At 65.3% G+C, this 23,725-nt stretch carries 26 protein-coding genes; 14 read left to right on the forward strand and 12 right to left on the reverse strand.

Annotated features, from left to right (window positions below; translation table 11 throughout):
- Positions 1–15: 15 nt before the first annotated feature.
- Both V3C33_18535 and V3C33_18540 read right to left on the reverse strand, forming a co-directional pair.
- Positions 16–1,068 (reverse strand): Gfo/Idh/MocA family oxidoreductase, encoded by a 1,053-nt coding sequence (locus V3C33_18535; protein ID XAS67396.1) that lies wholly within the window; start codon positions 1,066–1,068, stop codon positions 16–18.
- Complete coding sequence (locus tag V3C33_18540; GenBank protein ID XAS67397.1) at positions 1,065–1,925, reverse strand: sugar phosphate isomerase/epimerase family protein; 861 nt, start codon at positions 1,923–1,925, stop codon at positions 1,065–1,067. Before V3C33_18540 ends, V3C33_18535 begins: the two co-directional genes overlap by 4 nt.
- A 142-nt stretch (positions 1,926–2,067) precedes the next feature.
- Between V3C33_18540 and V3C33_18545 the strand changes: the two genes are divergently transcribed.
- The 8 genes from V3C33_18545 (at position 2,068) to V3C33_18580 (ending at position 11,206) form a co-directional block, all read left to right on the forward strand.
- Entirely contained in the window at positions 2,068–3,642 is a 1,575-nt protein-coding gene (locus V3C33_18545; GenBank protein ID XAS67398.1) for a M81 family metallopeptidase, read from the forward strand.
- 145 nt (positions 3,643–3,787) lie between these two features.
- A complete protein-coding gene (locus V3C33_18550) occupies positions 3,788–5,083 on the forward strand; it encodes an extracellular solute-binding protein (GenBank protein XAS67399.1) in 1,296 nt (431 codons plus the stop codon).
- 60 nt (positions 5,084–5,143) lie between these two features.
- Entirely contained in the window at positions 5,144–6,106 is a 963-nt protein-coding gene (locus V3C33_18555) for a sugar ABC transporter permease (protein ID XAS67400.1), read from the forward strand.
- Complete coding sequence (locus V3C33_18560) at positions 6,106–6,945, forward strand: carbohydrate ABC transporter permease (protein XAS67401.1); 840 nt, start codon at positions 6,106–6,108, stop codon at positions 6,943–6,945. The genes V3C33_18555 and V3C33_18560 overlap by 1 nt, the downstream gene beginning before the upstream one ends.
- A gap of 31 nt (positions 6,946–6,976) precedes the next feature.
- Positions 6,977–7,924, forward strand: a complete 948-nt coding sequence (locus V3C33_18565; protein ID XAS67402.1) for an ROK family protein — start codon at positions 6,977–6,979, stop codon at positions 7,922–7,924.
- 217 nt (positions 7,925–8,141) lie between these two features.
- Complete coding sequence (locus tag V3C33_18570) at positions 8,142–9,341, forward strand: ROK family transcriptional regulator (GenBank protein XAS67403.1); 1,200 nt, start codon at positions 8,142–8,144, stop codon at positions 9,339–9,341.
- Positions 9,342–9,377: 36 nt separating this feature from the next.
- The gene (locus V3C33_18575; GenBank protein ID XAS67404.1) at positions 9,378–10,109 is read left to right on the forward strand and encodes a copper homeostasis protein CutC; all 732 of its coding nucleotides are present in this window, start codon (positions 9,378–9,380) and stop codon (positions 10,107–10,109) included.
- A 125-nt stretch (positions 10,110–10,234) separates the two neighbouring features.
- A complete protein-coding gene (locus V3C33_18580; GenBank protein ID XAS67405.1) occupies positions 10,235–11,206 on the forward strand; it encodes a hotdog domain-containing protein in 972 nt (323 codons plus the stop codon).
- 32 nt (positions 11,207–11,238) lie between these two features.
- On the opposite strand, the gene dnaB is transcribed toward V3C33_18580, so the two are convergent.
- Positions 11,239–12,621 carry a replicative DNA helicase gene (gene dnaB, locus V3C33_18585; GenBank protein ID XAS67406.1) on the reverse strand — a complete coding sequence of 461 codons (1,383 nt, stop codon included), beginning with the start codon at positions 12,619–12,621 and terminating at the stop codon, positions 11,239–11,241.
- Positions 12,622–13,295: 674 nt separating this feature from the next.
- Here dnaB and V3C33_18590 point away from each other — a divergent pair.
- Both V3C33_18590 and V3C33_18595 read left to right on the forward strand, forming a co-directional pair.
- Positions 13,296–13,763 (forward strand): hypothetical protein, encoded by a 468-nt coding sequence (locus tag V3C33_18590; protein ID XAS67407.1) that lies wholly within the window; start codon positions 13,296–13,298, stop codon positions 13,761–13,763.
- A 3-nt stretch (positions 13,764–13,766) separates the two neighbouring features.
- The gene (locus V3C33_18595; GenBank protein ID XAS67408.1) at positions 13,767–14,333 is read left to right on the forward strand and encodes a hypothetical protein; all 567 of its coding nucleotides are present in this window, start codon (positions 13,767–13,769) and stop codon (positions 14,331–14,333) included.
- Between the two features lie 72 nt (positions 14,334–14,405).
- Here the strand turns inward: V3C33_18595 and V3C33_18600 are convergent, their stop codons facing one another.
- From V3C33_18600 to V3C33_18610, 3 genes are all read right to left on the reverse strand, one after another.
- Positions 14,406–14,792, reverse strand: a complete 387-nt coding sequence (locus V3C33_18600; protein XAS67409.1) for a zf-TFIIB domain-containing protein — start codon at positions 14,790–14,792, stop codon at positions 14,406–14,408.
- Positions 14,793–14,861: 69 nt separating this feature from the next.
- On the reverse strand, positions 14,862–15,488 hold the full coding sequence (locus tag V3C33_18605) for an FMN reductase (protein XAS67410.1): 627 nt from the start codon (positions 15,486–15,488) through the stop codon (positions 14,862–14,864).
- A 99-nt stretch (positions 15,489–15,587) separates the two neighbouring features.
- The gene (locus V3C33_18610; GenBank protein XAS67411.1) at positions 15,588–16,439 is read right to left on the reverse strand and encodes a PhzF family phenazine biosynthesis protein; all 852 of its coding nucleotides are present in this window, start codon (positions 16,437–16,439) and stop codon (positions 15,588–15,590) included.
- A gap of 65 nt (positions 16,440–16,504) precedes the next feature.
- Between V3C33_18610 and V3C33_18615 the strand changes: the two genes are divergently transcribed.
- Positions 16,505–16,927, forward strand: a complete 423-nt coding sequence (locus V3C33_18615) for a DUF1801 domain-containing protein (protein ID XAS67412.1) — start codon at positions 16,505–16,507, stop codon at positions 16,925–16,927.
- Positions 16,928–17,096: 169 nt separating this feature from the next.
- Here V3C33_18615 and rplI read toward each other — a convergent pair whose 3' ends face one another.
- The 4 genes from rplI to rpsF form a co-directional block, all read right to left on the reverse strand.
- Positions 17,097–17,549 carry a 50S ribosomal protein L9 gene (gene rplI, locus V3C33_18620; GenBank protein XAS67413.1) on the reverse strand — a complete coding sequence of 151 codons (453 nt, stop codon included), beginning with the start codon at positions 17,547–17,549 and terminating at the stop codon, positions 17,097–17,099.
- 17 nt (positions 17,550–17,566) lie between these two features.
- A complete protein-coding gene (gene rpsR, locus V3C33_18625) occupies positions 17,567–17,806 on the reverse strand; it encodes a 30S ribosomal protein S18 (GenBank protein XAS67414.1) in 240 nt (79 codons plus the stop codon).
- A gap of 127 nt (positions 17,807–17,933) precedes the next feature.
- Entirely contained in the window at positions 17,934–18,527 is a 594-nt protein-coding gene (locus V3C33_18630) for a single-stranded DNA-binding protein (GenBank protein ID XAS67415.1), read from the reverse strand.
- 56 nt (positions 18,528–18,583) lie between these two features.
- Positions 18,584–18,889, reverse strand: coding sequence for a 30S ribosomal protein S6 (gene rpsF, locus V3C33_18635; protein ID XAS67416.1), 306 nt, complete (start codon positions 18,887–18,889; stop codon positions 18,584–18,586).
- 267 nt (positions 18,890–19,156) lie between these two features.
- Between rpsF and V3C33_18640 the strand changes: the two genes are divergently transcribed.
- Genes V3C33_18640 through V3C33_18650 form a run of 3 tightly spaced genes read left to right on the forward strand, consistent with a single transcriptional unit; the run spans position 19,157 to position 20,306 of the window.
- Positions 19,157–19,492 (forward strand): YnfA family protein, encoded by a 336-nt coding sequence (locus tag V3C33_18640; protein ID XAS67417.1) that lies wholly within the window; start codon positions 19,157–19,159, stop codon positions 19,490–19,492.
- A gap of 18 nt (positions 19,493–19,510) precedes the next feature.
- A complete protein-coding gene (locus V3C33_18645; protein XAS67418.1) occupies positions 19,511–19,666 on the forward strand; it encodes a hypothetical protein in 156 nt (51 codons plus the stop codon).
- Positions 19,647–20,306 (forward strand): DUF1345 domain-containing protein, encoded by a 660-nt coding sequence (locus V3C33_18650; protein XAS67419.1) that lies wholly within the window; start codon positions 19,647–19,649, stop codon positions 20,304–20,306. Before V3C33_18645 ends, V3C33_18650 begins: the two co-directional genes overlap by 20 nt.
- A gap of 217 nt (positions 20,307–20,523) precedes the next feature.
- Here V3C33_18650 and V3C33_18655 read toward each other — a convergent pair whose 3' ends face one another.
- Together V3C33_18655 and V3C33_18660 are read right to left on the reverse strand one after the other, a co-directional pair.
- Complete coding sequence (locus V3C33_18655; GenBank protein ID XAS67420.1) at positions 20,524–21,987, reverse strand: amino acid permease; 1,464 nt, start codon at positions 21,985–21,987, stop codon at positions 20,524–20,526.
- 361 nt (positions 21,988–22,348) lie between these two features.
- Complete coding sequence (locus V3C33_18660) at positions 22,349–23,716, reverse strand: M18 family aminopeptidase (protein XAS67421.1); 1,368 nt, start codon at positions 23,714–23,716, stop codon at positions 22,349–22,351.
- Positions 23,717–23,725: the final 9 nt, after the last annotated feature.

A 23,725-nucleotide genomic window follows, 5' to 3' on the forward strand; every position in this document is an offset into this window, starting at 1 on the left:
CGCGGACCAGATGGGCTAGAACACGACTTCGCGTCCGGTCTCACTGGATTCATAAATGGCGGAGATGATCTTCATCAACTCCAGGCCGTGGGCGGCGGGGGCCGCTTCCTCCGCGTCGCCGCGCACGGTGGCCAGGAAGTGCTCGATTTCATTACGGTAGGCAATGTTGTCGAAGGTCAGCGAGTCGATCTGCGGGGCGATGTTCAGCAGTGTGTCGTGCTTTTCCGTGAACAGCTTCAGCTCCGGCTCCAGTTGCGCCCCGCCCTTGTCGCCGAAGAGCTGGACCTTCACCTCGTCCTGGCCGTGCATCGAGTAGCTGGTGTCGAAATGCAAGGTGGCACCGTTGCGGAACTTGACCAGCGCCGTAGCCAGATCCTCCACGGTGTTCCGCTGAGGGTCGTAGTCCGCCGACAGGTAACGGGAGTAGTGGGCCACATTGGCCCGGTTGCCGATCTTGTGGAAGACGCTTCCGGAGACGCTGGCCACCTCCGGGCAGCCCATCAGGTACCAGCAGATGTCAATGAAATGAACGCCGAGGTCGATCAGGGGCCCGCCGCCGGAGAGCGCCTTGTCGGCGAACCAGCCGCCCGGGTTGCCCACCCGGCGCAGGCAGCTTGCCTTGGCGTAATAGATCTCCCCGAGGTCTCCGGCGTCAATGAACTTCCGCAGCACCTGGGCATTGGGCGAAAACCGGCGGACGTAGGCCACCTGCAACTTGGCGCTGCCGGCCGAGGCGGCTGCCATGACCGCCTCGGCTTCGGCCAGCGTCGCCGTCATCGGCTTCTCGATCAGCACATGCTTGCCGGCGTCGAGGGCAGCCATCACGATGTCCGCGTGGGTGTCGTTGCGGGTGCAGATGCTCACCGCGTGCACCTGGTCATCGGCCAGCAGCTGGCGGTAGTCGGTGTAGACCTTGGGCACGGCGTACTCCCCGGCCCGGCGGTGCGCCCGCGGTGAGTCGATGTCGCAGACGGCTACGAGGTCGGAACCGGCCGAATCCTTGTAGGACTGCAGATGGGAATCGGCGATGGTGCCCAGGCCGATCACCCCGACGTTGACGACGCTCATGCCGCACTCCCCTGAAGGAGACGGCCGGCGTTCTCCAGGCAGTCGGGTACCGCGGTCAGGCAGTCCTCGCGTCCCTCGTATTCAATCGACAGGGGCCCGTCGTAGCCGGAGTCCCGGATGATCCCCGCGATCCGCTCCATGTCCAGGTCCCCCAGCCCGAACACCGAGCCCTGGATGTAGTTGCCGGCGGCCGTCTTCAGCCAGCCGGCCCCGGGTGCGCTCCGACGGATGTAGAAGTCCTTCAGGTGAACGATGGAGGCGTACGGCAGTAGCCGGGGAATGGCCGCTTCCGGCGCCTCGTCCAGGCAGAGGAAATTGCCGATGTCCAAGGTGATCCGGAAGTTCTCCCGGTCCACCGCATGCACAAGCGCCAGGAGACGTTCGCTGAGGTTGAACGCCATGCCATGGTTTTCCACGCTGGTGGTGATCCCTAGATCTGCGGCGTAGTCCGCCAGCTCGCGGCAGGCGGGGACGACGGCGTCGCAGGCCTCCCTGAACTCGCGGTGGTCCGCCGGCTGCCAGCCCCAGGGTACGACGTCGTGCCGGAACCGGGTGATGCCAAGCTCGGCCGCGGCATCGAGGTGCTTCCTGATCCGGGCCACTTCCGCCGGTGCGTCCGGTCCGCTGAAATCCGCGCCCACCACATAGTTGCCCAATTCCATGCCGCGCTCGGCTGCCCGCTCCGTCACCGCGGTGCGCAGCGCGGGCGATTCACTCAAATCCGCCCCCAGTCCTGCGTCGGCAAGCTCCAGATGCCCGGCCCCGGCATCGGCCGCCCAGTCGACCAGATCCGCAACGCCCAGCCGGCCATCGGCCAGGGCCCCGGCAAGACTGTATGAACTAAGACCTATCTTCACGTTGAAACCTTTCTCCTCGGTTCCTACGACACTATGTGCGGCAAATGGCGAACGGAGGGGGCGGACCTTTTTTCGGAACTGAACTATGTTTGCCCCGGCCAAAGCCATGCCGTCGTCGGGCAAAGCTCCATAGGGTGTCAGGATGAGAGCCACATTGCCCCGCATCGCCATCACCGGAATCGCCCTGGAAGCGAGCACCTATTCCCCGGCCCGGACCAACATCGGAGACTTTGTCCGCCGCGACGGCACGGAGATCTTCGACCAGTACCCCTTCTTCGCCCCGGGCCAGCCGGTGCGCGAGGCCGCCAGGTGGTTACCCCTGACCCATTTCCGCGCCATCCCCGGCGGCGCGGTGCCAGCGGAGGACTTCGCCGAAATGAAGCGGATCATTGCCGCCGGGCTGCGTGAGTGCCTGGCCGATGGTCCGTTGGACGGACTGTACCTCGACATCCACGGGGCAATGAGCGTCGTCGGCCTGGACGACCCGGAGGGCGACCTCATCCAGGAGCTGCGCGATCTCGTGGGGCCGGACACCCTGATCAGCAGCGGCATGGACCTGCACGGCAACGTTTCCTGGACCTTGGCCCACCAGCTGGATATCGCCGGCTGCTACCGGATGGCACCCCACGAGGATTGGTTGGAGACCAAGGAGCGGGCCGCAGCCAACCTGCTGGTCCGGCTGGCCCTGGCCCCGGAGCAGCGCCGTCCGCTCAAGGCCTGGATACCCGTGCCGATCCTGCTGCCCGGGGAGAAAACCAGCACCCGGATCGAACCGGCGAAGAGCCTCTATGCGGCCGTGGCCGATGCCGCCGAGGCACCTGGCATCCTGGACGCGGCGTTGTGGATCGGCTATGCCTGGGCGGATGAACCGCGCAACCATGCGGTGGTGATGGTGACCGGCGACGACGGCCCGGCCATCTGCGCCCGGGCGGAGGACCTGGCCGAACGCATGTGGGAGCACCGCCGGGACTTCGGCTTCGTCGCCCCGGCAGGAGACCTCGCCGAGTGCCTGGAGACCGCGGCGGGCAGCCCGCTGCGGCCCTATTTCATCAGCGATTCCGGGGATAATCCGACCGCTGGCGGGGCCGGAGACGTAACCTGGACGCTGCAGGAGTTGCTCAGCGATCCGCGCATCCGCAACGGCAGCCTGCGGGTGATCTACGCCTCCATCCCCGACGCCGGCGCCTTCGATGCCTGCCAGGCCGCGGGCGTCGGCGAGCGGGTCCGCGTGCTGGCCGGGGCCCGGGTGGACGCGACCCATTCCGGCCCCATCATGCTGGACGGCGTCGTGGAGCATCTTCACGAGGGCGACCCGGTGGCCGGGGCGGAGGCCGTGGTGCGCATCGGCGGGCTTCAGGTGATCGTGACCCGCAGACGCAAGCCGTACCATCTGGAGCAGGACTTCGTCCGCAATTCCCTGGCGCCGCGGCAGGCGGACATCGTGGTGGTCAAGATCGGATACCTGGAGCCGGACCTGTTCGCCATGGCCGCCGGCTGGATGCTGGCACTGACCCCCGGCGGCGTGGACCAGGATCTTCAGCGGCTGGGGCACCGCCGCATCCTCCGTCCGATGTTTCCGTACGACGACGGCGGTTTCCGGCCGGATCTGTCGGCCCGGCTGGTCCCGGCCTCCAATGAACCGGCGGGCAGGGCAGCGGACGCGGCCCGGGGCGGTAAGGCCTGGCCCGCGGCGGCGAGGTCTGGCCGGAGGCTGTAAGGCCGGGCCGGGGCACGGCATTTTGGCCCAACTAAGTTCGCCACCGAACTAACTACAACATCTTTCGACAGCCCCCGCCGGTGTGGTTGGTTTGCTCCTATCGGGCCACGAATTCCTTCGGCCCCGGACGAAAGATGGAGGAATCATGAAAGAACTCAGCCGGCGGGGTCTGCTCGGACTCGGAGGGGCACTCGGTGCCGCGGCACTGCTCGCGGCCTGCGGAACGGGGGAACAGGCAGCCTCGAACGACACGGGCACCCCGGCCAAGCTGCGCGTCTGGTTCATGAAGGACTCGGTATCCGACAAGGCACAAGCCTGGCTCAAGAGCGAGTTTGAAAGCAAGTTCCCAGGCTCCACGCTGACCATCGAGCAGCAGGAGTGGGACGGCATCGTGCCCAAACTGCAAACGGCCCTGGCCAGCGCGGAGTCCACCCCGGACATCATCGAACTCGGCAACACCCAGGCCCCGACCTTCTGCGCCGTCGGCGCGCTTGCGGACCTGACGGAGATCAAGGGCACCCTCGGCGGCAGCGACCTCACCCAGTCGCTGGTTGATCTGGGCAGCTCCGGCGGCAAGATGTACGCCGCCCCGTTCTACGCCGGCAGCCGGATCATGTTCTACCGCAAGGATTTCTTCGCCACGGCCGGGGTCAAGGTCCCGACGACGATCGACGAGCTGACCGCGGCGGCCGCCACCCTGCAGGCCGCCAACCCCGCCGCGAACCCGCATTTCTCCGGGCTGTTCCTGCCCGGCATCTCGTCGCAGTCGGCCTTTGCCTGGGTGTTCACCAACGGCGGCCGGCTGGCCACCGAGGAGGGCGGTGCCTGGAAGGGAGGCCTGTCCTCCCCGGAGAGCCAGAAGGCGATCGCCCAGCTGCAGCAGCTGTGGAAGACCGGCTCCACCACCGGCACGGTCACGGACTCCACCATCGGGTCCCAGCCCTACACGGCCTTCAACACCGATGAAGCGGGCATGTTCTTCGGCTTTAATTTCCATCTGAAGAAGATCAAGAAGGAACTCGTCGACGCCGGAAAGGTGGGCTACTTCAGCTTCCCCGCCGCCAAGTCCGGCGACGGCGGCCACCCCTTTGCCGGTGGTTCCAACGTGGCCGTTTCCAACAAGTCCAAGGCCCCCGGCCTGGCCAAGGAGGCCCTGAAGTTGATCTTCAGCAAGGAGTTCCAGGAGTTCTTCGCCACCGAGGGCGGCTGGGTGCCCGGCAACCTGAAGTACGCGGACGCGCTGGGCACCGACGAGCTTTCCAAGATCACCGTCGACGCCGTGCGCAATTCCGTCGGCACACCGGCCGCCAAGAACTGGGCCCTCGTGGAGAGCGCCAAGACAGTGGACGACTTCTTCGTCGCCATGGGCGCCGGCAAGGATCCCGTGGCCCTGGCCAAGACCGCCGACGACAAAATGACGGCCATCCTCAACAGCAACTAGCCCCATCGGCTGACCTGCACGGCCACGAAGGCCCAGGCAGGACGCAGAAAGGACCTACCGGTGACGGTTAATACGCTTCGGAAAGCGCCGCTTCCCGACGACACCACGGAACCCCGCGCCCGGGGACGTGCCAGGCGGAAAAGGAATCCGCTCCCCTATCTCCTGCTGCTTCCTGCCGTGGCCGTCGTGCTGCTCTCCATGGGCTACCCGCTGGTGCGCCAGATCATCATGGCGTTCCAGCACTTCTCCCTGGAGCAGCAGTTCGGCAAGGCCCCGGACTTCATCGGCTTCGGCAATTTTGCCCGGGTCCTGACGGATACGTCCTTCTGGCTCACCCTGGGCCGTTCGCTGATGTTCTGCATCTCCTGCGCCGCGGCGACCATGCTCGTGGGGGTGGCGGCGGCGGTCCTGCTGACCAAGGTCTCCCGCGCGGTCTCCGTCTTCGTCCAGGCCGTCATGCTGCTGGCCTGGGCGATGCCGGTGCTCTCCTCGCTGCAGGTCTTCCAATGGATATTCGACTCCCGCTCCGGGGTGGCCGACTGGCTGCTCGCACGGCTGGGCTTCGCCTCGATGGCCGACTTCAACTGGTTTGCCAGTCCGGTACCGTTCTTCCTCGTGGCCGGCCTGCTGGTCACCTGGATGAGCGTGCCGCTTGTGGTGTTCATGGTCTACGCCTCGATCACCCAGATCGACGAGTCGATGTTGGAAGCCTCCACCCTCGACGGCGCCAACAGCTGGAACCAGTTCCGCGAAATCATAGCCCCCACCATCGCCCCCGTGCTTCTGCTGGTGACCATTCTGGAGATCATCTGGGACCTGCGCGTCTTCACCCAGATCTACATCCTGCAAAAGAACGGCGGCATCACGGAGCAGACCAATGTGCTGGGCACTTACGTGTACCAGGTGGGTCTGGCCGGCGGCGACTATGGGGTGGCCTCCGCCACCGCCTTGATCATGCTGCTCATAACACTCGTGCTGACCTGGCGCTACATCTCCCAGGTCATGAAACAGGGGGAACTCTGATGGCCCGCAAACAGAAAACCTCGGCCCGGATCACGCTGAACATCATTGCCCTGGTCTTCGGGCTGCTCTGGCTGTTCCCCGTCTACTGGCTGATCAACAACTCACTGGTCACCGACGACACGCTGCAGGCCCGGACGCCGTCGTTCCTGCCGCTGGACTTCACCTGGGCACACTACGGGCAGATCCTGGCCGACGAGCGCTTCTGGTCGGCACTGCGGATGAGCCTGTCCACGGCGCTGATAGTGGTGCTGGCGGCCCTTCTCCTGGCCTTGTTCGCCAGCATCGCGCTGAGCCGCTTCCGCTTCCGCGGCCGCCGGGCGCTGATCATCTCCGTCCTGGTGGTCCAGATGATTCCGGCCGAGGCCCTGTTCATCTCCCAGTACAAGATGATCGACGGCTGGCATCTGCTCAACTCCGTGCTGGGCCTGAGTATCCTGTACATCGGCGCCTCTGTCCCGTTCACCATATGGATGCTCAAGGGCTTCGTGGACGGCGTGCCGGTGGAGCTGGAGGAATCGGCCATGATCGATGGCTGCTCCAGGATGGGGGCGTTCTTCAAGGTCACCTTCCCGCTGCTGGGCTCCGGCCTGGTGGCCTCGGGAATTTTTGCCTTCCTGGCTGCGTGGAACGAGTACACCCTTGCGCTGGTGCTGCTCAGCAGCGACAACCGCAAGACCCTGCCGCTGTGGCTGCAGGGCTTCAGCGGCCAGAACCAGGCCACGGACTGGGGCGGCATCATGGCCGGCTCCACCCTGATGGCCATTCCCGTGATCATTCTCTTCGTCATCGTGCAGAAGAAGATGGCCCAGGGCCTGGTGGCGGGAGCCGTGAAGGGCTGAGATGCAGGGTTTTCCAGCGGCCAGCGCCACCATGAGAACGACAACCGAACAATCCCTGGGCTCCGGCGCGCCGGTGCTGGCCATCGACATCGGCGGGACCGACATCAAATACGGCCTCGCGGACCCCGGCGGCGCGTTCATCCACAGCGGATCCATCCCGACCGCGGCCAACCACCCGGGCACCATGATCGACCGTCTATCCGCCCTGGTGGAGGACGCGCGCATCAGCCATCCGCAGCAACAGCCGGCGGCCCTGGGCGTGAATGTCCCCGGCATCGTGGAGGAAGCCACGGGCGTGGTGGTCACCAGCGCCAATCTGGGCTGGAGCAATTTTCCGCTCAAGGAGCTGCTCGAATCCCGGCTCGGCCTGCCGGTGGCACTGGGCCACGACGTCCAGGCCGCAGGCTTCGCCGAGCACCGCCTGGGCGCGGCGCGCGGCTTCGACAATGCCCTGGTCGTGGTGATCGGCACCGGCATTGCCAGCACCATCATCCTCGGCGGGCAGATCTACTCCGGGCACGGTTACGCCGGTGAAATCGGCCACTCCCGGATCGAACCGCTGGGCAGCGCGGCCGCCATCCTTTGCCCCTGCGGCGCGGCCGGCTGCCTGCAGACCGTCTCCTCGGCCTCTGCCATCGCCCGGCACTATTCCGCGGCGGTAGGCCGGGACGTGCCCGGCGCCAAGGAGGTGATGGCGGCGGCAGCCAACGACGACGGCGCGGCGCAGTTGGTCATGGACCGCGCCTTTGATGGCCTGGCGCTGGCTCTTGCCCAGAACGTGGCCATGCTGGCGCCGGAAATTGTGGTCATCGGCGGCGGGCTTGCCGAGGCCGGCGATGCGCTGCTTGAGCCCGTCGCCCGGCGGCTGGAATCCGTGCTCAGCTTCCACCGGCGGCCGCAGCTGGTGACGGCCGCGCTTGGTTCGGCGGCGGGCATGGTCGGGGCGGCGCTGAAGGCCCGGGAACTGGCCGCAGGCTAGCCCGCCGGCGTTGCCAGCTGGTGCAGCCGGCGCATCCTCACGGGGCCCCCATGGCCCCGCACATTCTTCAGGGCCAAACTAAGTTCCGGACCTTTCCGCTCCCCGGGAATCGGCTAGTCTGCGAGGGGAAGAATCCGCATTCCGGGGAAACCCCGGGCCGTGCGGCCGGTGCCCGTGCAGCCGGTAAATAGTCGATCGACAGAGTGGAGGCAGGATCGTGGGCTACAAACCGTCCTACGCCAAACAGGTCAAGAGAACGGGCCCCCGGGACGTCGCGCTGACCGAATCGTCCTCCAATATCCTCTCCCTGATTGCCGGCGGACGCGTCACGTCCCGGGCCGATCTGGCGCGTGCCCTGAACCTGGCGCCCTCCACCATCACCATCAAAGTCGCGGAGCTGCTGGAGGCGGGGCTGATCAGCGAGAGCGGCTCCGGCTCAGCCACCGGGGGCCGCCGGCCGACGCTGCTGCATCTGGTGCCCGACGCCGGCTACATCCTCGCCGCTGACCTCGGCGCCCACCATGCCTGGGTCGGAAGGCTGAACATCTCCGGCTACCTGACCTGTTCGAAGCTGGAGACCATCAACATCGCCGACGGTCCCGACGTCGTGCTGGGGCACGTTGCCGCGATGATGCGCGCCCTGACCGATGACAACGACCCGCCGCTGCGCGGGGTGGGCATGTCGCTGCCCGGGCCAGTGGATGTCGCCCGCGGCACACTGGATTCCCCCTCGAGGATGCGCGGTTGGCACAACTTCAACGTCCAGCGCTGGCTGGCGGAGGAATTCGGGACCATCGCCGTGGTCGACAACGACGCAAACATGATGGCGCTGGGCGAATATGTGCTGCGCCAGCACGATGCGCCGGACAGCAAACAAAAACAGAACACGCTGTTCCTGAAGGCAGGGGCCGCCATAGGCTGCGGACTGATCCTCAATGGCCAGGTCTACCGCGGCGCCACCGGGGCGGCCGGGGACATCGCCCACGTCCAGGTACCGGCGGCCGGGGACCGGCCGTGTTCCTGCGGCAACCGCGGCTGCCTGGAGACCGTGGCCAGCGGGACAGCCATCATGAGTCAGCTGGCCGAGGCGGGAGTGCCGGGGAACGGCATCGAGGACATCATCCGAAATGCCCTCGATGGCGACGCCCAGACCACCACCCGGGTGCGCACCGCGGGCCGCATTCTGGGCCAGACACTAAGTGCCGTCGTGAACTTCATAAATCCGGACCTGGTGGTGCTCGGCGGCGGGCTCTCCCAGGTGGAGCCCTTCGTTGCCGCCGTGCGCTCCCAGCTCTATGAGAGCTGCCATCCGCTGGCGACGAAAAAGCTGACCATCGAACAATCCCTGGCCGGTTCGCAGGCCGGCATGCTCGGCGCCGGGCAATTGTGCCTGCGCACCGTCCTCGCCGGGACCTAGCCACGGCACCCGCGGGAAGAGAAGAGGCACGGTTCCATGGTTGAGGTTGAAATCTGCGTCCAGGACATCGCCGGTGTCCGCTGCGCCCTGGAGGCCGGGGCGCAGCGGGTGGAAATCTGCACTGCCTTGGCCACCGGCGGGCTGACCCCCAGCATCGGGCTGGTTGAAGCCGCCGCCGGGCTGGCCCGGACAGCCGGCGCCTCCGGCTTCGTCCAGGTCCTGATCCGGCCGCGGCCCGGCGGCTATGTCTATTCGGCGGACGAACTCTTGGTAATGACCAGGGATATCCGGTGCCTGTTGGCGGCGGGCGCGGACGGCGTCGTCGTGGGGGCCCTGACGGCCGACGGCGGGATCGATGAATCAGCGACGGCCGCCCTGATCGGCGCCGCCTCAGGCGCCCCGGCCACCTTCCACCGGGCGGTCGACGCCGCTGCGGACCCGGTGCGCACTGCGGCCGCCGCGGCCCGGCTTGGCGCCATCCGGATCCTGACCTCGGGCGGATCCCCGAGGGCCGGCGGCGGCGCCGCCCTGCTGCGGCGGATGGTCCAGTCGCTCCCGGAGGGTGTTCAGGTCATGGCCGGTGGCGGGGTGGGTGCCGAATCCGTTCGGGAGCTGATCGCCTCAGGCGTCGGTGCCATCCATTTCTCCGGCAAGCGGGATGTGTCGGATCCGCATCCCTCGGGCCCCGGCGGCGGCGCCGGGACAGTCACCGTTACCGATCCCGCAATCGTCCGCGGCCTGATCCAGACCATCCGTTCGCTCGGCTGACCGGTCCGAACACGTTATTTGGTGATGCATTCCACGTGACGCCGTCCCGTCCGCTTATGGCGGGCTGGACAGCGTTTGTGTCTTTTCGACCGCCGGGTAGCCTGCGCCGTCAGTACAATCGCGGGATGAGTGAGACTGCCGCCAATTCCGTGACCCTCCGCTTCCTTGCAGCCCCCACCGACGTCGGCCACAGCGGTTCCGTGGATGCCGGCACTGTCCTGGAATGGGTGGACAAAGCTGCATACGCCGCCGCGGTGGGTTGGGCGAAGTCCTATTGCGTGACCGCCTACGTGGGCAACATCCACTTCGCCGATCCCGTGAACAGCGGCGACATGGTGGAGGTCACCGCCACGATCGTTTACACAGGCCGGTCCTCCATGCACATTCGCACGGTTGTGTCCTCCGGCGATCCCAAGGGCGGCCCGGCCACCATGCGGAGCCAATGCATGGTGATTTTTGTAGCCGTGGGCGAGGACGGCAAACCCATCCCCGTGCGGCAGTTCGAACCGTCCACGCCGGAAGAAGTCGAGCAGCGCAACCATGCTCTGGCCCGGATCAAAGTCCGCGAACAGATTGTGGAAGCCATGAGCTCCCAGGAATATACCGACGCCGGAACCGCCGAGCGCGTTGTCCTGCGGTTCATGGCCGCCCCCACGGATGTGAACTGGGGCGGCAAGGTGCACGGCGGCATCGTGATGAAATGGATCGACGAGGCAGCCTACGTCTGCGCCTCGCGGTACAGCGGCAAGGACACCGTTGCGGTGTTCTCCGGCGGAGTCCGGTTCTACCGGCCGCTGCTGATCGGCCACGTGGTGGAGGTTGAGGCCAGGCTGGTGTACACCGGCACCAAAGGGATGCACGTGGCAGTCCACGTCCGGTCCGGCGACCCCAAGGGCCGCGAGCTGAACCTCACCACGTATTGCCTCACCGTGATGGTGGCCCGGGATGCGGACGGCAACTCAGTCCCGATCCCGGAGTGGGTTCCGGTGTCCGAAGAGGACAAGCGCCTTCACGCGCATGCCCGTGAGCTGCTGGAGATCCGGGGAACCGCTCCGGGGAACAGGCTGCCGAACCACCTGTTGCCGGCAGAGAGCTGATCAGGCGGGAGCGCCATCAGGCGGAAGAACCGCTAGAAGCCGCCGCCCCCGGCGTCGGCCGCCATGTTGGCGAAGCGCGAATAGTGGCCTTGGAACGCCACCACAATGTCCTTGGTGGGGCCGTTGCGGTGCTTGGCAATCAGAATGTCCGCCTCGCCGGCCCGCGGCGATTCCTTGTCATAGATATCCTCACGGTGCAGCAGGATGACCATGTCGGCGTCCTGCTCGATGGAGCCGGATTCACGGAGATCCGAGACCATGGGGCGCTTGTCCTGGCGCTGCTCGGAACCGCGGTTCAGCTGCGACAGTGCGATGACGGGAACCTGCAGCTCCTTGGCCAACAGTTTGAGAGCACGCGAGAACTCCGAGACTTCCTGCTGGCGCGATTCCACCTTTTTGCCGGAGCTCATCAGCTGCAGGTAGTCCAGGATCACCAGTTTGAGGTCATGCTGCTGCTTCAGGCGGCGGCACTTGGCCCTGATTTCCATGAGCGACATGTTGGGGCTGTCGTCAATGAAGAGCGGGGCCTCGTTCATCCGGCCCATGGTGGTGGCGATCTTGGACCACTGTTCGTCCTTGATGGTGCCCTTGCGCAGATCCTGCAAACCAATGGTGGCCTCGGCGGACAGCAGGCGCATGGCGATCTCGTTCCGGCCCATTTCCAGCGAGAACATCACCGTGGCCAGGTTGTTCTTGATGGCAGCGGAACGCGCGAAGTCCAGTGCAAAGGTTGACTTCCCAACCGCGGGGCGGGCCGCGATGACAATCATCTGACCCGGGTGCAGGCCGTTGGTCAGCTCATCCAGTTCATAGAAGCCGGTGGGAATGCCCGTCATGCCTTGGCCGCTGTGACCCGAGGCTTCGATCTCGTCCACCGTTGATTCCATGACATCCTTCAGGACAACGTAGTCCTCAGTTGTCCGGCGCTCGGCAACGGCGTAGATCTCGGCCTGGGCCTGGTTGACCAGGTCCTCCACCTCGCCGTCCTGGCCGTACCCCAGCTGGACAATCTTGGTGCCGGCGCTGACCAGGCGGCGCAGTACGGCGCGCTCGGCAACGATCTCGGCGTAGTAACCGGCGTTGGCTGCCGTGGGGACCGTCTGGATGAGCTCGTGCAGGTAGGCAGGGCCGCCGATCCTGTTGACTTCGCCGCGCTTGGTGAGCTCGTCCGAAACCGTAACGGCGTCTGCGGGTTCGCCGCGGCCGTAGAGGTCAATGATGGCCTCATAGATGGTTTCGTGGGCGGGACGGTAGAAGTCCTGGCCACGAAGGATCTCCACCACATCAGCGATGGCGTCCTTGGACAGCATCATGCCACCGAGTACGGATTGTTCAGCCGGGATGTCCTGAGGCGGCTTGCGGCTGCCTTCGGATCCACGAGTGCCCTCGATTGAGTCCAGATGCGTAACTGACAAAGCTGCCGTCCTCCATTGTGTGCCGCGGCGTATATCCGGTTGCCGCGGCGCGTAAGCGATGTGCCTTTTGGATGCCCAAGGCAACGAAACCCGACGGGCGTCGCCTGATTCAAGTTGTACCGGCAGGGTCTGACAGTATTTGCCCGGCTTGTCCGGGCCCTAGCTATTCCCGTATCCACAGGTTATCCACAGGGCAGAGCCGCCGGCCGGTTCAAGTGGAACGGCCGAGGTATCTCCGAGTATCGGAAAACAGCTTTTTGCACCCCAAAAACAGGTATCCCGCCACGGTAGCCCCCCTTTCTCCACCCGCCAAGCCCGTCGTCAACACCGCCTGTGGATAACCTGTGTGTAAAGCACCCCAGCTTGTGCACAGCCTGTGGGCGGACCTGTGGAAACAGAAAAAGATTGTGGCATTAATGGCCTCTGACCTGCGGAAACATTCAAAACACTCTGTGGAGTAAAGATTCTTTCGAGAAACCTTCATCCACAGCTCGCAGCTGCCCACTGGGGATACCGGCGGGTAATTCCAAGCCGTCAAGCCCAAAGTATGCCTGATTTGTGATGGACCTCACACCATCCGGAGGAATCCGCCAGAATTGACGTCCGGCGGCCCAGACTGTATGCAATTTGCGGAATATGCTGTGGATAACTGTGATCTGGCATAAGCTCTAGACATGGGCGACGTACTTATAGTGATACTGCCTGCCCTCATTCTGGCGGCAGTCATCTGGGCGCTTTCCACGGCCCTCAAACCACGGCACTCCGGCATCTCCGACGCCGAGCGCTACCAGATGGATCTGGCCATGCGCTCAGCGGAGCACTATGCGAAGCAGGTGCAGGCGGCCACTGCGGCCCGGGCGCGGGTGGATGCAACCACCCGGCCCAGCCAGAACGAGCAGCAGCAGTCCCAGCAGGAGGACCATGCCCGGGCCGCACTGCGTGCCCAGGCCGGCACAAGCCCGGGTGTCGGGCAGCAAGGCTACCAGGGCCCGCTCCTGCCGGGCGGGCTGCTTAATCCCCAGTTCGCGCTGCAGCTCCAGTCCATGGCACGCAACGGCCAGAAGATCCAGGCCATCAAACTCCTCCGCCAGGCAACGCACTCGGACCTGGTCACCGCCAAGAAGTATGTAGATCGGCTCTAGAACATGGAATCGTTACTGATCCCCGTCCTCATCCTGGTGATCGTCGCGGCCGGAGTCACAGTGGGTGCCCGCGCCATGAGCCGGCGTTCGGCGCAAGCCGGGCCAGCCAAAGCCCAGCCTCCCCGGGAGCCGCTGGAGCTGGCGAGGGCGGCTTCCGCCAAGCTGACGGAGGAAGAGCACCGAAAACTCTATGCCCTGATCGCACAGGGCCAGGCAATGGCTGCCATCAAGCTCTACTACGAAGCGTCCGGTGAGGGCCTGAGGGCCTCCCGTGACGCCGTCGGCGCCCTGGCCGCCCACCCGCAGCAGTACCACGATCCGCTTCTGGAACCGGAGGACCAGGACGACGACGATGCCCCGCAGCGCTTCCCGTACCGTTACCGGGCAATCGCCAGTAAAGGCGACGTCACGCGCGAAGTCAGCAGCAACATGCTGAACGACGAGATTTACGGCAGGATCCGCACGCTGGCCCGCAGCGGCGACGCGGAGGCGGCTGCCTCCGCCCTGACCCGCCACTCGGACATCTCCATGAAGCAGGCCCGCGAGTTCATCGCCCTCCTGGACGACTGACTCCGCACAAAAATGAAACAGCCCCGGGATATTCCCGGGGCTGTTTCGTTGTTACTGATTTGATTTACGGGGCTAAAAGTCGAACAGGTCCCCCAGCCAGCCTTCTTTCTTCTTGGGCCCGCGGCGGTCGTCATCGCGGTCGTAGCCCTTCTTGCCATAGCTGCGGTCGTCATGGCGGGGCTGCTCGCGCCGGTCATCGTAACTGGGCTGCTCGCGCCGCGGTTCGAAATTCTGGTACAGCGGCGGCGGGACCAGTGCGGGGACCGGGGAACCCGGAGCCGGTGCCGGCGGTCGTGCTGGCGGGGCGGCTGCTCCGCCGAGCGAGTCCGCCGAGCGGTCGATGATTTTGTCCAGCTCTCCGCGGTCAAGCCATACTCCACGGCATTGCGGGCAGTAGTCAATCTCCACACCACTGCGTTCGCTCATTATCAGGTCAATTGAATCCACAGGACACTTCATGTCCCGGACAACGAGCGCGGAAGCGAAAAAGTTCGGCGCCGGCTCAGGCTGCTTCAGAGGACGGGGGAATCAGCGTCCGCCGGAGATCCCGGCCAGCAGCTGCTCGAACGGCAGCGACTCCATGGGTGCCGGTCTCTGCTGTGGCTGGACGCCGTCGAGGAGGCGGGTGAACTCGCCAGCTGCGCGGCCGATCCGCACCGAAAGGGGCGATCCGCCGTCGTCGGTGTGTCCCCAGTCCTGCGGGCCGGCGAAGACGCCGGTGGCGGCGATGCGGGTGCGGAGGTAGCTGAAGAGTGGCCGCATGGCGTATTCCAGGACCATCTGGTGCCGGTCGGTGCCGCCGGTGGCGCCCAGCAGGACGGCTTTCCCGTCCAGGGACTTGGGGTCCAGGACGTCGATGAAGGATTTGAAGAGTCCGCTGTAGGAGGCGCTGAACACCGGGCTCACGGCGATGATGCCATCCGAGTCCTCGACGCCGGCGATCACGTCCGCCAGGCGCGGGGCCGCGTATCCGGTCACGAAGTTGTTGGCGATGTCCACGGCCAGGTCGCGGAGCTCGACCACGTCCACGGTCACGTGATAGCCGGCCGCGGCCACCTGGCGTTCGGCCGATGCGGCGAGCTGATCGGCCAGCAGACGGCTCGACGACGGCACGCCGAGTCCGGCGGAAAGGACGGTTATGCGGCGGGTTTCCACAGCGGGCTCCTGATGATCGGTGGTAAGACTAGGATACATGCGTTTGCATCTACCTAGCTAACCGGCCATCATCTGCGTTTATTCCCGCTAAAGGCAGGGCTACAGCGTCACCGTTCCGCGGATGCAGCTGACAGAGCTTCCGCCCACCCAGATGTCGCCGCCCACGGCATCGACGTGCACCCGACCGGCCCGGCCAAGTGCAGTTCCCTGCGCGGCGACATACGACGCCGGTGCGCGGCCGCTGCCAATGAGCCACTGCGCCGCGCCTGCATTGAAGCTTCCGGTCACCGGATCCTCCGCCGCGGCATCGCCCGGGATGAACGTCCGCACTTCAAAATCCGCGGCAGATCCCTCCGCGTGCGGGCCGATCACACCGACTTTCAGGCCGGCCATCGCGTTGTAGTCCGGCTTGATGGCCAGCACCTGCTCGGCCGATTCCAGCAGCACCCCGATCCAGTCCGGGCCGTTGACGAGCCAGGAGGCGTCCAGCAGTGCTGCAGGGGGCAACCCGAGGCCTGCGGCGATCCTGTGGGCGTCTGGCACGTCCACCGGCCCGGAGCGAGTCAGGGGCGGCGCAGCGAACGCCAGCCGGCCGCCGTCGCGCTTTACCCGCACCGGTCCGGCACCGCATTCCTGGACCAGCACACCATCCTGCTTCGGTACTCCCCCGGCCTCGAGCCAGGCGTGCGCGGAGCCCAGCGTGGGGTGGCCGGCGAAGGGGAATTCCTCACTGCCCGTGAAGATGCGCACACGGTAGTCAGCCTCAGGATGGGTGGGCGGCAACAGGAAGGTGGTCTCGGACAGGTTGGTCCAGTTGGCGAACTGCTGCATCTGCCCGGTGGTGAGGCCTTCGGCATCCACGACGACGGCAAGCGGGTTTCCGCGGTACGGCTCACCGGTGAAGACATCCACCTGGGTGAAGGGGCGCGGGCGGGCTGGGTTGTGGGTCACCGCAGCAGGCTATCACCGGGCGCTGTGCTGCTGACACGCGGCGGGGTGTCTGCGAGAGTGCGGTTATGGCTGACAACAAGACCCAACCCACGCACGAATCCGTTCTGGAGTTCCTGAGCGCCGTGGATCACCCGGTCCGGCGCCGGGATGGACTCCGCCTCCTGGAGCTGATGACGGAAATCACCGGTGAGGAACCCGTGCTGTGGGGCCCCACGATGGTCGGCTTCGGCGCCTATCACTACAAGTACGGCAGTGGCCGGGAGGGTGATTCCCTGGCCGTCGGCTTCTCTCCGCGGACGGGCAGCCTGTCCCTCTACGGGCTGACGTCCCAGCCGGAGGCACCCGGGTTGCTGGCCCGGCTGGGCAAACACAAGATCGGCGCAGCGTGCCTCTACGTCAACAAGCTCGAGGATGTGGATGAAGCCGTGCTGGCCGGGCTGGTCCGTACCGGCTACCGCCACATGACCACGGTGCCACACCAGGGCTGACGCAACGCGGGGTCACCTACGGCCCATCCCGAGGCCCGAAATGGGCCGTAAGTGACCCCGCGTTGGGTTACACGGCAAAGGCCCCCGCTTTCGGTTCCCGGAGGAATCCGAAGGCGGGGGCCTTCAGCAGTTCAGGACTGCGCAGCGCTCTTGCCAGTTGGCAGGAAGACTACTTGCCTGCGACTACGTCGAGTTCGATCACAGCGGCAACGTCGGCGTGGAGGCGGACGTTGGCCTGGTAGGAACCGACCGACTTGATGTGAGCCGGCAGTTCAACCTTGCGCTTGTCGATGCGGCCAAGGCCAGCGGCCTCAACAGCGTCAGCAACGTCGCCCTGCTTGACCGTGCCGAACAGGCGGCCGGTTGCGCCGGCCTTGACTACCAGCGTGACCGGCTTGGCGGACAGAGCGGAGGCCTGCTTCTGAGCATCTTCCAGGGAAGCGTGCTCGCGGGCGGCGCGGGCAGCCTTGATGGACTCAACCTGCTTCTCGCCACCCTTGGACCAGGTCAGAGCGAAACCGCGGGGCAGCAGGAAGTTACGTGCGTAACCGTCCTTGACCTCGACGACGTCGCCAGCAGCACCGAGACCGGTTACTTCGTGGGTCAGAATGAGCTTTGCCATTTTAGTTAATCCCTTCCCTAGCCGCGGCCAGCGCCGGAGTAAGGCAGCAGAGCAACTTCGCGGGCGTTCTTGATTGCCTGGGCGATTTTGCGCTGTTCCTGCACCGTGACGCCAGTGACGCGACGGGCGCGGATCTTTCCGCGGTCGGAGATGAACTTGCGCAGCAATGCTACGTCCTTGTAGTCGATGACAGTGATGTCAGCGGCCTTCAAGGGGTTGGACTTTGGTTTGGGCTTACGGAGTTCAGCCTTAGCCATCGTGGAGCTCCTATTCTATGGAGCCCGTGGATATTGATCCACGGGATGGTGGTGGTCCGACGGCGGTCATCACCTGGGTGCCTTTCGGCACCCGGGGCGGGTTCCGGCGTCGGGCCTGAATTGTTTTTTAGAAGGGAGGTTCGGAATCCGGGCCGTTGCCCCAGCCGCCGCCTGCATTGCTGACCCCGGGCGTTGCCCAAGGGTCTTCCTGCGCTGCTGCGGGCTGGTTGGCGCCCCATGTTCCACCGGAGTTGCCGCCCTGGTTTCCACCAGAGTTGCCGCCTCCGAAGCCACCGCCGCTGTTGCCGCCGCCGAAGCCACCCTGGGCGCCGTTACCGGCGCCCCCACCGCCGGAGCGCTGGGTACGGTTGACCTTGGCATTGGCGTAGCGCAGGCTCGGGCCGATTTCATCGACCTCGAGCTCCATGACGGTGCGCTTCTCGCCTTCTTTTGTTTCGTAGGAACGGCTCTTCAGGCGGCCGGAAACAATCACGCGCATACCCTTTGTCAGGGATTCGGCGACGTTCTCGGCTGCCTCGCGCCACACCGATGCGCGGAGGAACAGGGTTTCCCCGTCCTTCCACTCATTGGACTGGCGGTCGAAGGTACGCGGAGTAGACGCGATGGTGAAGTTCGCTACTGCCGAACCTGACGGTGTGAACCGCAGCTCCGGGTCACTGGTGAGATTACCGATGACCGTAATAGTGGTTTCGCCTGCCATCTACTGCCTCCTTGTTCGTTCCTGCGGGGTAAAGAATGAAAGCGTGGTGCTGAATCTTACTCAGCAACGACCTTCTGCTCTTCGGGGCGGGTGATCTTGGTCCGCATGATGGTCTCATTGAGACTCAGCTGGCGGTCAAGTTCCTTGGCGGTATCCGGCTTGGCGGTGAAGTTCACCACTGCGTAGATACCTTCAGACTTCTTCTTGATGTCGTAGGCCAGTCGACGACGGCCCCAGATGTCAACCTTTTCGATGGTTCCACCATCGTTGGTGATGACACTCAGGAACTTCTGAAGCGACGGCTCAACGGTACGCTCTTCGACCTCGGGGTCGATGATTACCATCAATTCGTAAGGACGCATATGTGAACCCACCTCCTTTGGGCTAAGCGGTTACGGCATTTCCGTAACAGGAGGTTCATTTGCGATGCCATGCACGGCCCCGCCACCAAAACGAAGGCAGGGCGCAGCACAGACTTGAATATCTTAGTGCATTTGGACCGGTTTCGGCGATTCGCCGTTGATTCAGGGTAGGCCTCCCTGCTGAGCGCGAGGAAGCGAGGGACCCGGCTATGTGGAAAACCCGGCCTTCAGCAACCTTCCGGTCCCTGATCCCGCAATACTGGAACCATGACCGTCCTGAAGTCCGTCCTCCTGTTCGCCCTCGCCGCCATTGCTGAAATCGGCGGAGCGTGGCTGATCTGGCAGGCCGTGCGCGGGGACAAAGCCTGGTGGTGGGCAGGGCTGGGAATCATCGCTCTGGGGATCTACGGTTTCGTGGCGGCATTCCAGCCTGACGCTAACTTCGGCCGGGTCCTGGCGGCGTACGGCGGGGTGTTCATAGTGGGATCACTGGCCTGGGGGATGCTCCTGGACGGCTTCCGGCCGGACCGCTGGGATCTGATCGGCGCCGCGGTCTGCCTGGTGGGCGTCGCCGTCATCATGTTCGCGCCGCGCCAAAGCTAGGCGGTTAGAGTACAGACCATGGATGCCTCGCCGATCACTGCCCTGGTCCTGACCGTCATGTTCGGCGCAATCGGACTATATGCCCTTTACTTCACCATCCCCGCGGCCGTGCGGGATGGCATCCGCGCCACCGCCAAACGATTGGCCACGCAAAGTGCGACCCCCGACGAGTAAGCCGCCGAGGGTCCGGCGCAGCCGGCTGCGCTTTGTGGCCATGATCCTCGCCGGGCTCTCCGCGGCGCTTGTTGCAGGCGCTTCAGGCCACTGGCTGGAGGCTCCAACGGCGGCCTGGGCCGCAGCCGCCCTGGTCTACGTGCTCTGGGTGTGGCTCGTGATCGGACGTCTCGATCCGCACCAGACCAAGTCCCACGCCACCACCGAGGACCCCTCGCGCGGCACAGCTGACCTGCTCGTCCTGATAGCCAACATCGCCTCTTTGGGGGCGGTCGCCGTCGTCGTTGTCGACTCGCACCGGGGCGGTGCCGGCACCCAACTGGGCGGCGCCGCGCTGGTGCTGGCGAGTGCAGCACTGTCCTGGATGCTGGTCCAGACCCTCTTCACCCTCCGCTACGCCGAGCACTACTATGGCGGCGAGGCAGCGGGCGGGGTCAGCTTCAACCAGGAGGAACCGCCGCAGTACACGGATTTCGCGTACCTGGCCACAAGCATCGGCATGACGTACCAGGTCTCGGACACCAACCTGGAGAACCCGCGGATCCGCAGGGAGGCGCTCAAGCACAGCCTGCTTTCGTACCTTTTCGGCACGGTCATCCTGGCGGCCACGATCAACCTGGTGCTCGGACTCGCGGCCTAGCTAGGCTAGGAACATGAAGCCCAGGGGGATCCTTGTTGCCGCCATGCTGATGCTCGCCATCACTCTCGTCCTGATCGCCATTTCCGGGAGTCAGTCACGCGTTTCGCCCATGGGCGCGGATGCCGCCGTCGGATTCTCCCCATGTTTGGCTCAGCCCGCGCGGGATTCTCCGGCGGGTTGAGGCGACTCGCCGCGCGGACAGCTCAAAGACGGTGAATTACGACGCCGGCCCGGCACCTGTGCGGACCGCCTCAGCTTCCGCTTCGGGCGCGTCAGCAGCAGCGTCAGTCTCCGCATCGGCTGTTTGGGCGGATTCAGCCGGAACCGCAGCTGCGCCGCCGCGCCGGTACCGCCACACTCCGATGCCAACTACCACGGCGGCCAATGCCACCGAGAGCAGAAGGGATTCACGGGTTGCATCCAGGATGAGCATGCCGATGATCAGGGCAACAATGCTGGCAATGGAAATCCACGTCAGGTAAGGGAAAAGCCACATTTTCAGCGGCAGGTCCTTGGCCGCGGTTCCCATGCGGCGGCGGAGGATCAGCTGCGAGGCGGCAATGACCAGCCACACAAACAATGCGATGGCGCCGGAGGTGTTGACCAGGAAGAGGAAAACAGTGTCCGGTGCCACGTAGTTCAGCCCCACGGTAATGAATCCCACCACGGTGGAGGCCAGCACTGCAGCCGCCGGAACGCCGCGCTTGGAGATCTTCATCCATGACTTGGGCGCGTCGCCCCGACGGGACAGCGAGAAGAGCATCCGGCTGGCCGTGTACAGGCCTGAGTTGAGGCAGGAAAGTACGGACGTCAGGACCACAATGTCCATGATGGTGCCCGCCCCGGGAATGCCGAACAGCTCAATGACGGCGACATACGGGCTCTTGGCCACGTTTGCCGAGTTCCACGGAAGCAGCGTGACCACAATGGCGATGGAGCCGATGTAGAAAACCAGAATGCGCCACACAGTGGACTTCACTGCCTTTTTGACGGCGTCCACCGGGTTCTCTGATTCACCGGCGGCGATCGTGGCGATTTCGGCCCCGAAGAAGGAGAACACCACCACCAGAATGCCTGCCAGCACAGCACCGGGCCCGTTGGGCAGGAAACCGCCATTTCCTGTCAGGTTGCTGAGCCCAGGCGCCGGAACGCCCGGAACAAGGCCCAGAATGGCGGCGATGCCGAACAGCAGGAAAAGCACAATGGCAGTCACCTTGATGGAGGCAAACCAGAACTCGAATTCGCCGAAAGACTTAACCGATCCGAGGTTGGTCAGCGTCAGCAGCACCATAAGCAGCAGGGCCCAGACCCACTGGTCGATCCCCGGCACCCAGCGGTGCATGATGGCCGCGCCGGCCGTAGCCTCGATTCCCAGCACAATGATCCAGAACCACGCGTAAAGCCAGCCGATGCTGAATCCCGCCCAGCGCCCCAGCGCCTTGTCCGCATAAGTGGAGAAGGATCCCGTTTCCGGATTGGCGGCCGCCATTTCGCCCAGCATCCGCATCACCAGGATGACCACCAGACCGGCGGCCATATAGGCGATCAGGATCCCCGGGCCCGCCTGCTGGATGGCCGCGCCGGATCCCACAAACAGGCCCGCCCCGATCACACCCGCAATGGCGATCATCGACAAGTGCCGCGGTTTCAGTGATTTTGAGAGCTGCTGGTCAGCGTGCATTGATGCGCCGTCCTTTGGTTGGTTTCCGGGCCCGGAACCGTTCAGCATTGCTGTGCCACGGGCCACATTCGTGTTTCACCCTAGACCGGCCCGGCGCCTGGAAGCCTGTGCAATGACACAGTTTCGCCCACGCCAAACCAGCCACTCTCACAGCCCGAAACACCGGAAGGCAAGAAACGTTTTCCTGTGGGCAATTATGAAACGCGGCGGAAATCTCAGGCCAGAGCTGACCGGCTCCAGCTGAAGAATTATGCGGCCGTGCGGGAGAACGCTCCAGCCCGGTCACTCCTCCTGCCCTGGGCAATTCGCCGGCGTGTTGTGGAAACACGCCCGGTGTCAGCGGAGTAACTGGGCAATAACGTCACACGCCGGTGCGGAAGAACAGCTCAGTCACGCTTGCCAAACGGTAGGGGTCATCGACGCCGCACAGTTCACGGGCCGAGTGCATGGACAGCAGCGGCACTCCCACGTCCACGGTCCGGATTCCCAGCCGGGTGGCAGTCAGCGGGCCGATGGTGGAACCGCACGGCATCACGTTATTGGAGACGAATTCCTGGTACGGAATCTCCGCCTCGGCGCACAGCCGCGCCCAGAGAGCTGCCCCGGTGGCATCGGTGGCGTAGCGCTGGTTGGCGTTGATCTTCAGCAGCGGTCCGCCGTTGAGGACAGGGTGGTTGGCCGGGTCGTGCCGCTCGGAGTAGTTGGGGTGCACAGCGTGGCCGGCGTCCGCGGAAACACAGAACGACGCCGCGAAGGCCTGCCGTCGCTGGCCCTCCGACGCCCCGAGGCCGTCGGAGATGCGCACCAGCACGTCCTCCAGGATGGGACCGCAGGCGCCGGAGCGCGAGGCCGAACCGATTTCCTCGTGGTCGAAGGCCGCCAGGACCGCGATGGGCGTCCCGGCACGTTCGGCCACCGGGACCGGCGCGGCCACCGGGACCGGCGCGGCCACCGGGGCAGGTTCGGCCACCGGGCGGGCAGAATGCGCGATCAGCGCCGCCAGCCCCGAGTGCGTCGCGGACAGGTTGTCCAGCCGCCCGGACGCGAAGAACTCGCCGCTGGCGCCGAAAACCGCAGGCGACTGCGTGTCTGCAATAACGACGTCGTACCCGCCGATCTGCGCGGCGTCCACCGCGGCGCCGCCGGAAACATGCTTCGCCAGAACACCCAGCAGGTCCGCGTCCGCGGCAGTGCCGAGGCCCCACACGGGATTCATGTGCCGCTGCTTGTCCAGCGCCAGGCCGTCGTTCACACCGCGGTCCAGGTGGATGGCCAGCTGCGGGAAACGGAGCATGGGCCCGGTGGCTGTCAGGTGCTGGGTACCGTCCATCATGACCAGCCGGCCGGCCAGCTGCAGTTCGCGGTCCAGCCAGGAGTTGAGCAGCGGGCCGCCGTAAACCTCGACGCCGGCCTGCAGCCAGCCGTGGCTGCCGATGGTCGGTTTGGGCTTGAGCTTGAAGGACGGCGAGTCCGTGTGCGCGCCGAGGATGTTGAAGCCGGTGGTGGGCCCGGCGCCTTCCGGGACAACCCAGGCCATCAGGGCGCCGTCGCGGATCATGTAGAAACTGCCGGCAGCCGCATCCCAGGGCTGCAGCTCATCCAGGCCGGTAAACCCGGCCGCATCCAGCCGCCGCGCGGCCTCGCGGACGGCGTGGAAGCTCGACGGCGACGCGCTGACATATGCGCCGAGGTCCTTGATGTGGTCTGCGGCGTTGGACTGTGAAGGCATGGCTTCGAG

The organism is Micrococcaceae bacterium Sec5.7, assembly GCA_039636785.1.
GTDB lineage: Bacteria > Actinomycetota > Actinomycetes > Actinomycetales > Micrococcaceae > Arthrobacter.

What these genes read in the sequence shown, in the direction of transcription:
- V3C33_18560 (XAS67401.1), top strand. Translation starts at nt 6,106, where the DNA reads ATGGCCCGCAAACAGAAAACCTCGGCCCGGATCACGCTGAACATCATT.
- V3C33_18655 (XAS67420.1), bottom strand. Translation starts at nt 21,987, where the DNA reads ATGCACGCTGACCAGCAGCTCTCAAAATCACTGAAACCGCGGCACTTG.
- rpsF (XAS67416.1), bottom strand. Translation starts at nt 18,889, where the DNA reads ATGCGTCCTTACGAATTGATGGTAATCATCGACCCCGAGGTCGAAGAG.
- V3C33_18590 (XAS67407.1), top strand. Translation starts at nt 13,296, where the DNA reads ATGGGCGACGTACTTATAGTGATACTGCCTGCCCTCATTCTGGCGGCA.
- V3C33_18645 (XAS67418.1), top strand. Translation starts at nt 19,511, where the DNA reads ATGGATGCCTCGCCGATCACTGCCCTGGTCCTGACCGTCATGTTCGGC.
- V3C33_18600 (XAS67409.1), bottom strand. Translation starts at nt 14,792, where the DNA reads ATGAAGTGTCCTGTGGATTCAATTGACCTGATAATGAGCGAACGCAGT.
- V3C33_18535 (XAS67396.1), bottom strand. Translation starts at nt 1,068, where the DNA reads ATGAGCGTCGTCAACGTCGGGGTGATCGGCCTGGGCACCATCGCCGAT.
- V3C33_18630 (XAS67415.1), bottom strand. Translation starts at nt 18,527, where the DNA reads ATGGCAGGCGAAACCACTATTACGGTCATCGGTAATCTCACCAGTGAC.
- rpsR (XAS67414.1), bottom strand. Translation starts at nt 17,806, where the DNA reads ATGGCTAAGGCTGAACTCCGTAAGCCCAAACCAAAGTCCAACCCCTTG.
- V3C33_18565 (XAS67402.1), top strand. Translation starts at nt 6,977, where the DNA reads ATGAGAACGACAACCGAACAATCCCTGGGCTCCGGCGCGCCGGTGCTG.
- V3C33_18575 (XAS67404.1), top strand. Translation starts at nt 9,378, where the DNA reads ATGGTTGAGGTTGAAATCTGCGTCCAGGACATCGCCGGTGTCCGCTGC.
- rplI (XAS67413.1), bottom strand. Translation starts at nt 17,549, where the DNA reads ATGGCAAAGCTCATTCTGACCCACGAAGTAACCGGTCTCGGTGCTGCT.
- V3C33_18550 (XAS67399.1), top strand. Translation starts at nt 3,788, where the DNA reads ATGAAAGAACTCAGCCGGCGGGGTCTGCTCGGACTCGGAGGGGCACTC.
- V3C33_18595 (XAS67408.1), top strand. Translation starts at nt 13,767, where the DNA reads ATGGAATCGTTACTGATCCCCGTCCTCATCCTGGTGATCGTCGCGGCC.
- V3C33_18580 (XAS67405.1), top strand. Translation starts at nt 10,235, where the DNA reads ATGAGTGAGACTGCCGCCAATTCCGTGACCCTCCGCTTCCTTGCAGCC.
- V3C33_18615 (XAS67412.1), top strand. Translation starts at nt 16,505, where the DNA reads ATGGCTGACAACAAGACCCAACCCACGCACGAATCCGTTCTGGAGTTC.
- V3C33_18545 (XAS67398.1), top strand. Translation starts at nt 2,068, where the DNA reads ATGAGAGCCACATTGCCCCGCATCGCCATCACCGGAATCGCCCTGGAA.
- V3C33_18640 (XAS67417.1), top strand. Translation starts at nt 19,157, where the DNA reads ATGACCGTCCTGAAGTCCGTCCTCCTGTTCGCCCTCGCCGCCATTGCT.
- V3C33_18660 (XAS67421.1), bottom strand. Translation starts at nt 23,716, where the DNA reads ATGCCTTCACAGTCCAACGCCGCAGACCACATCAAGGACCTCGGCGCA.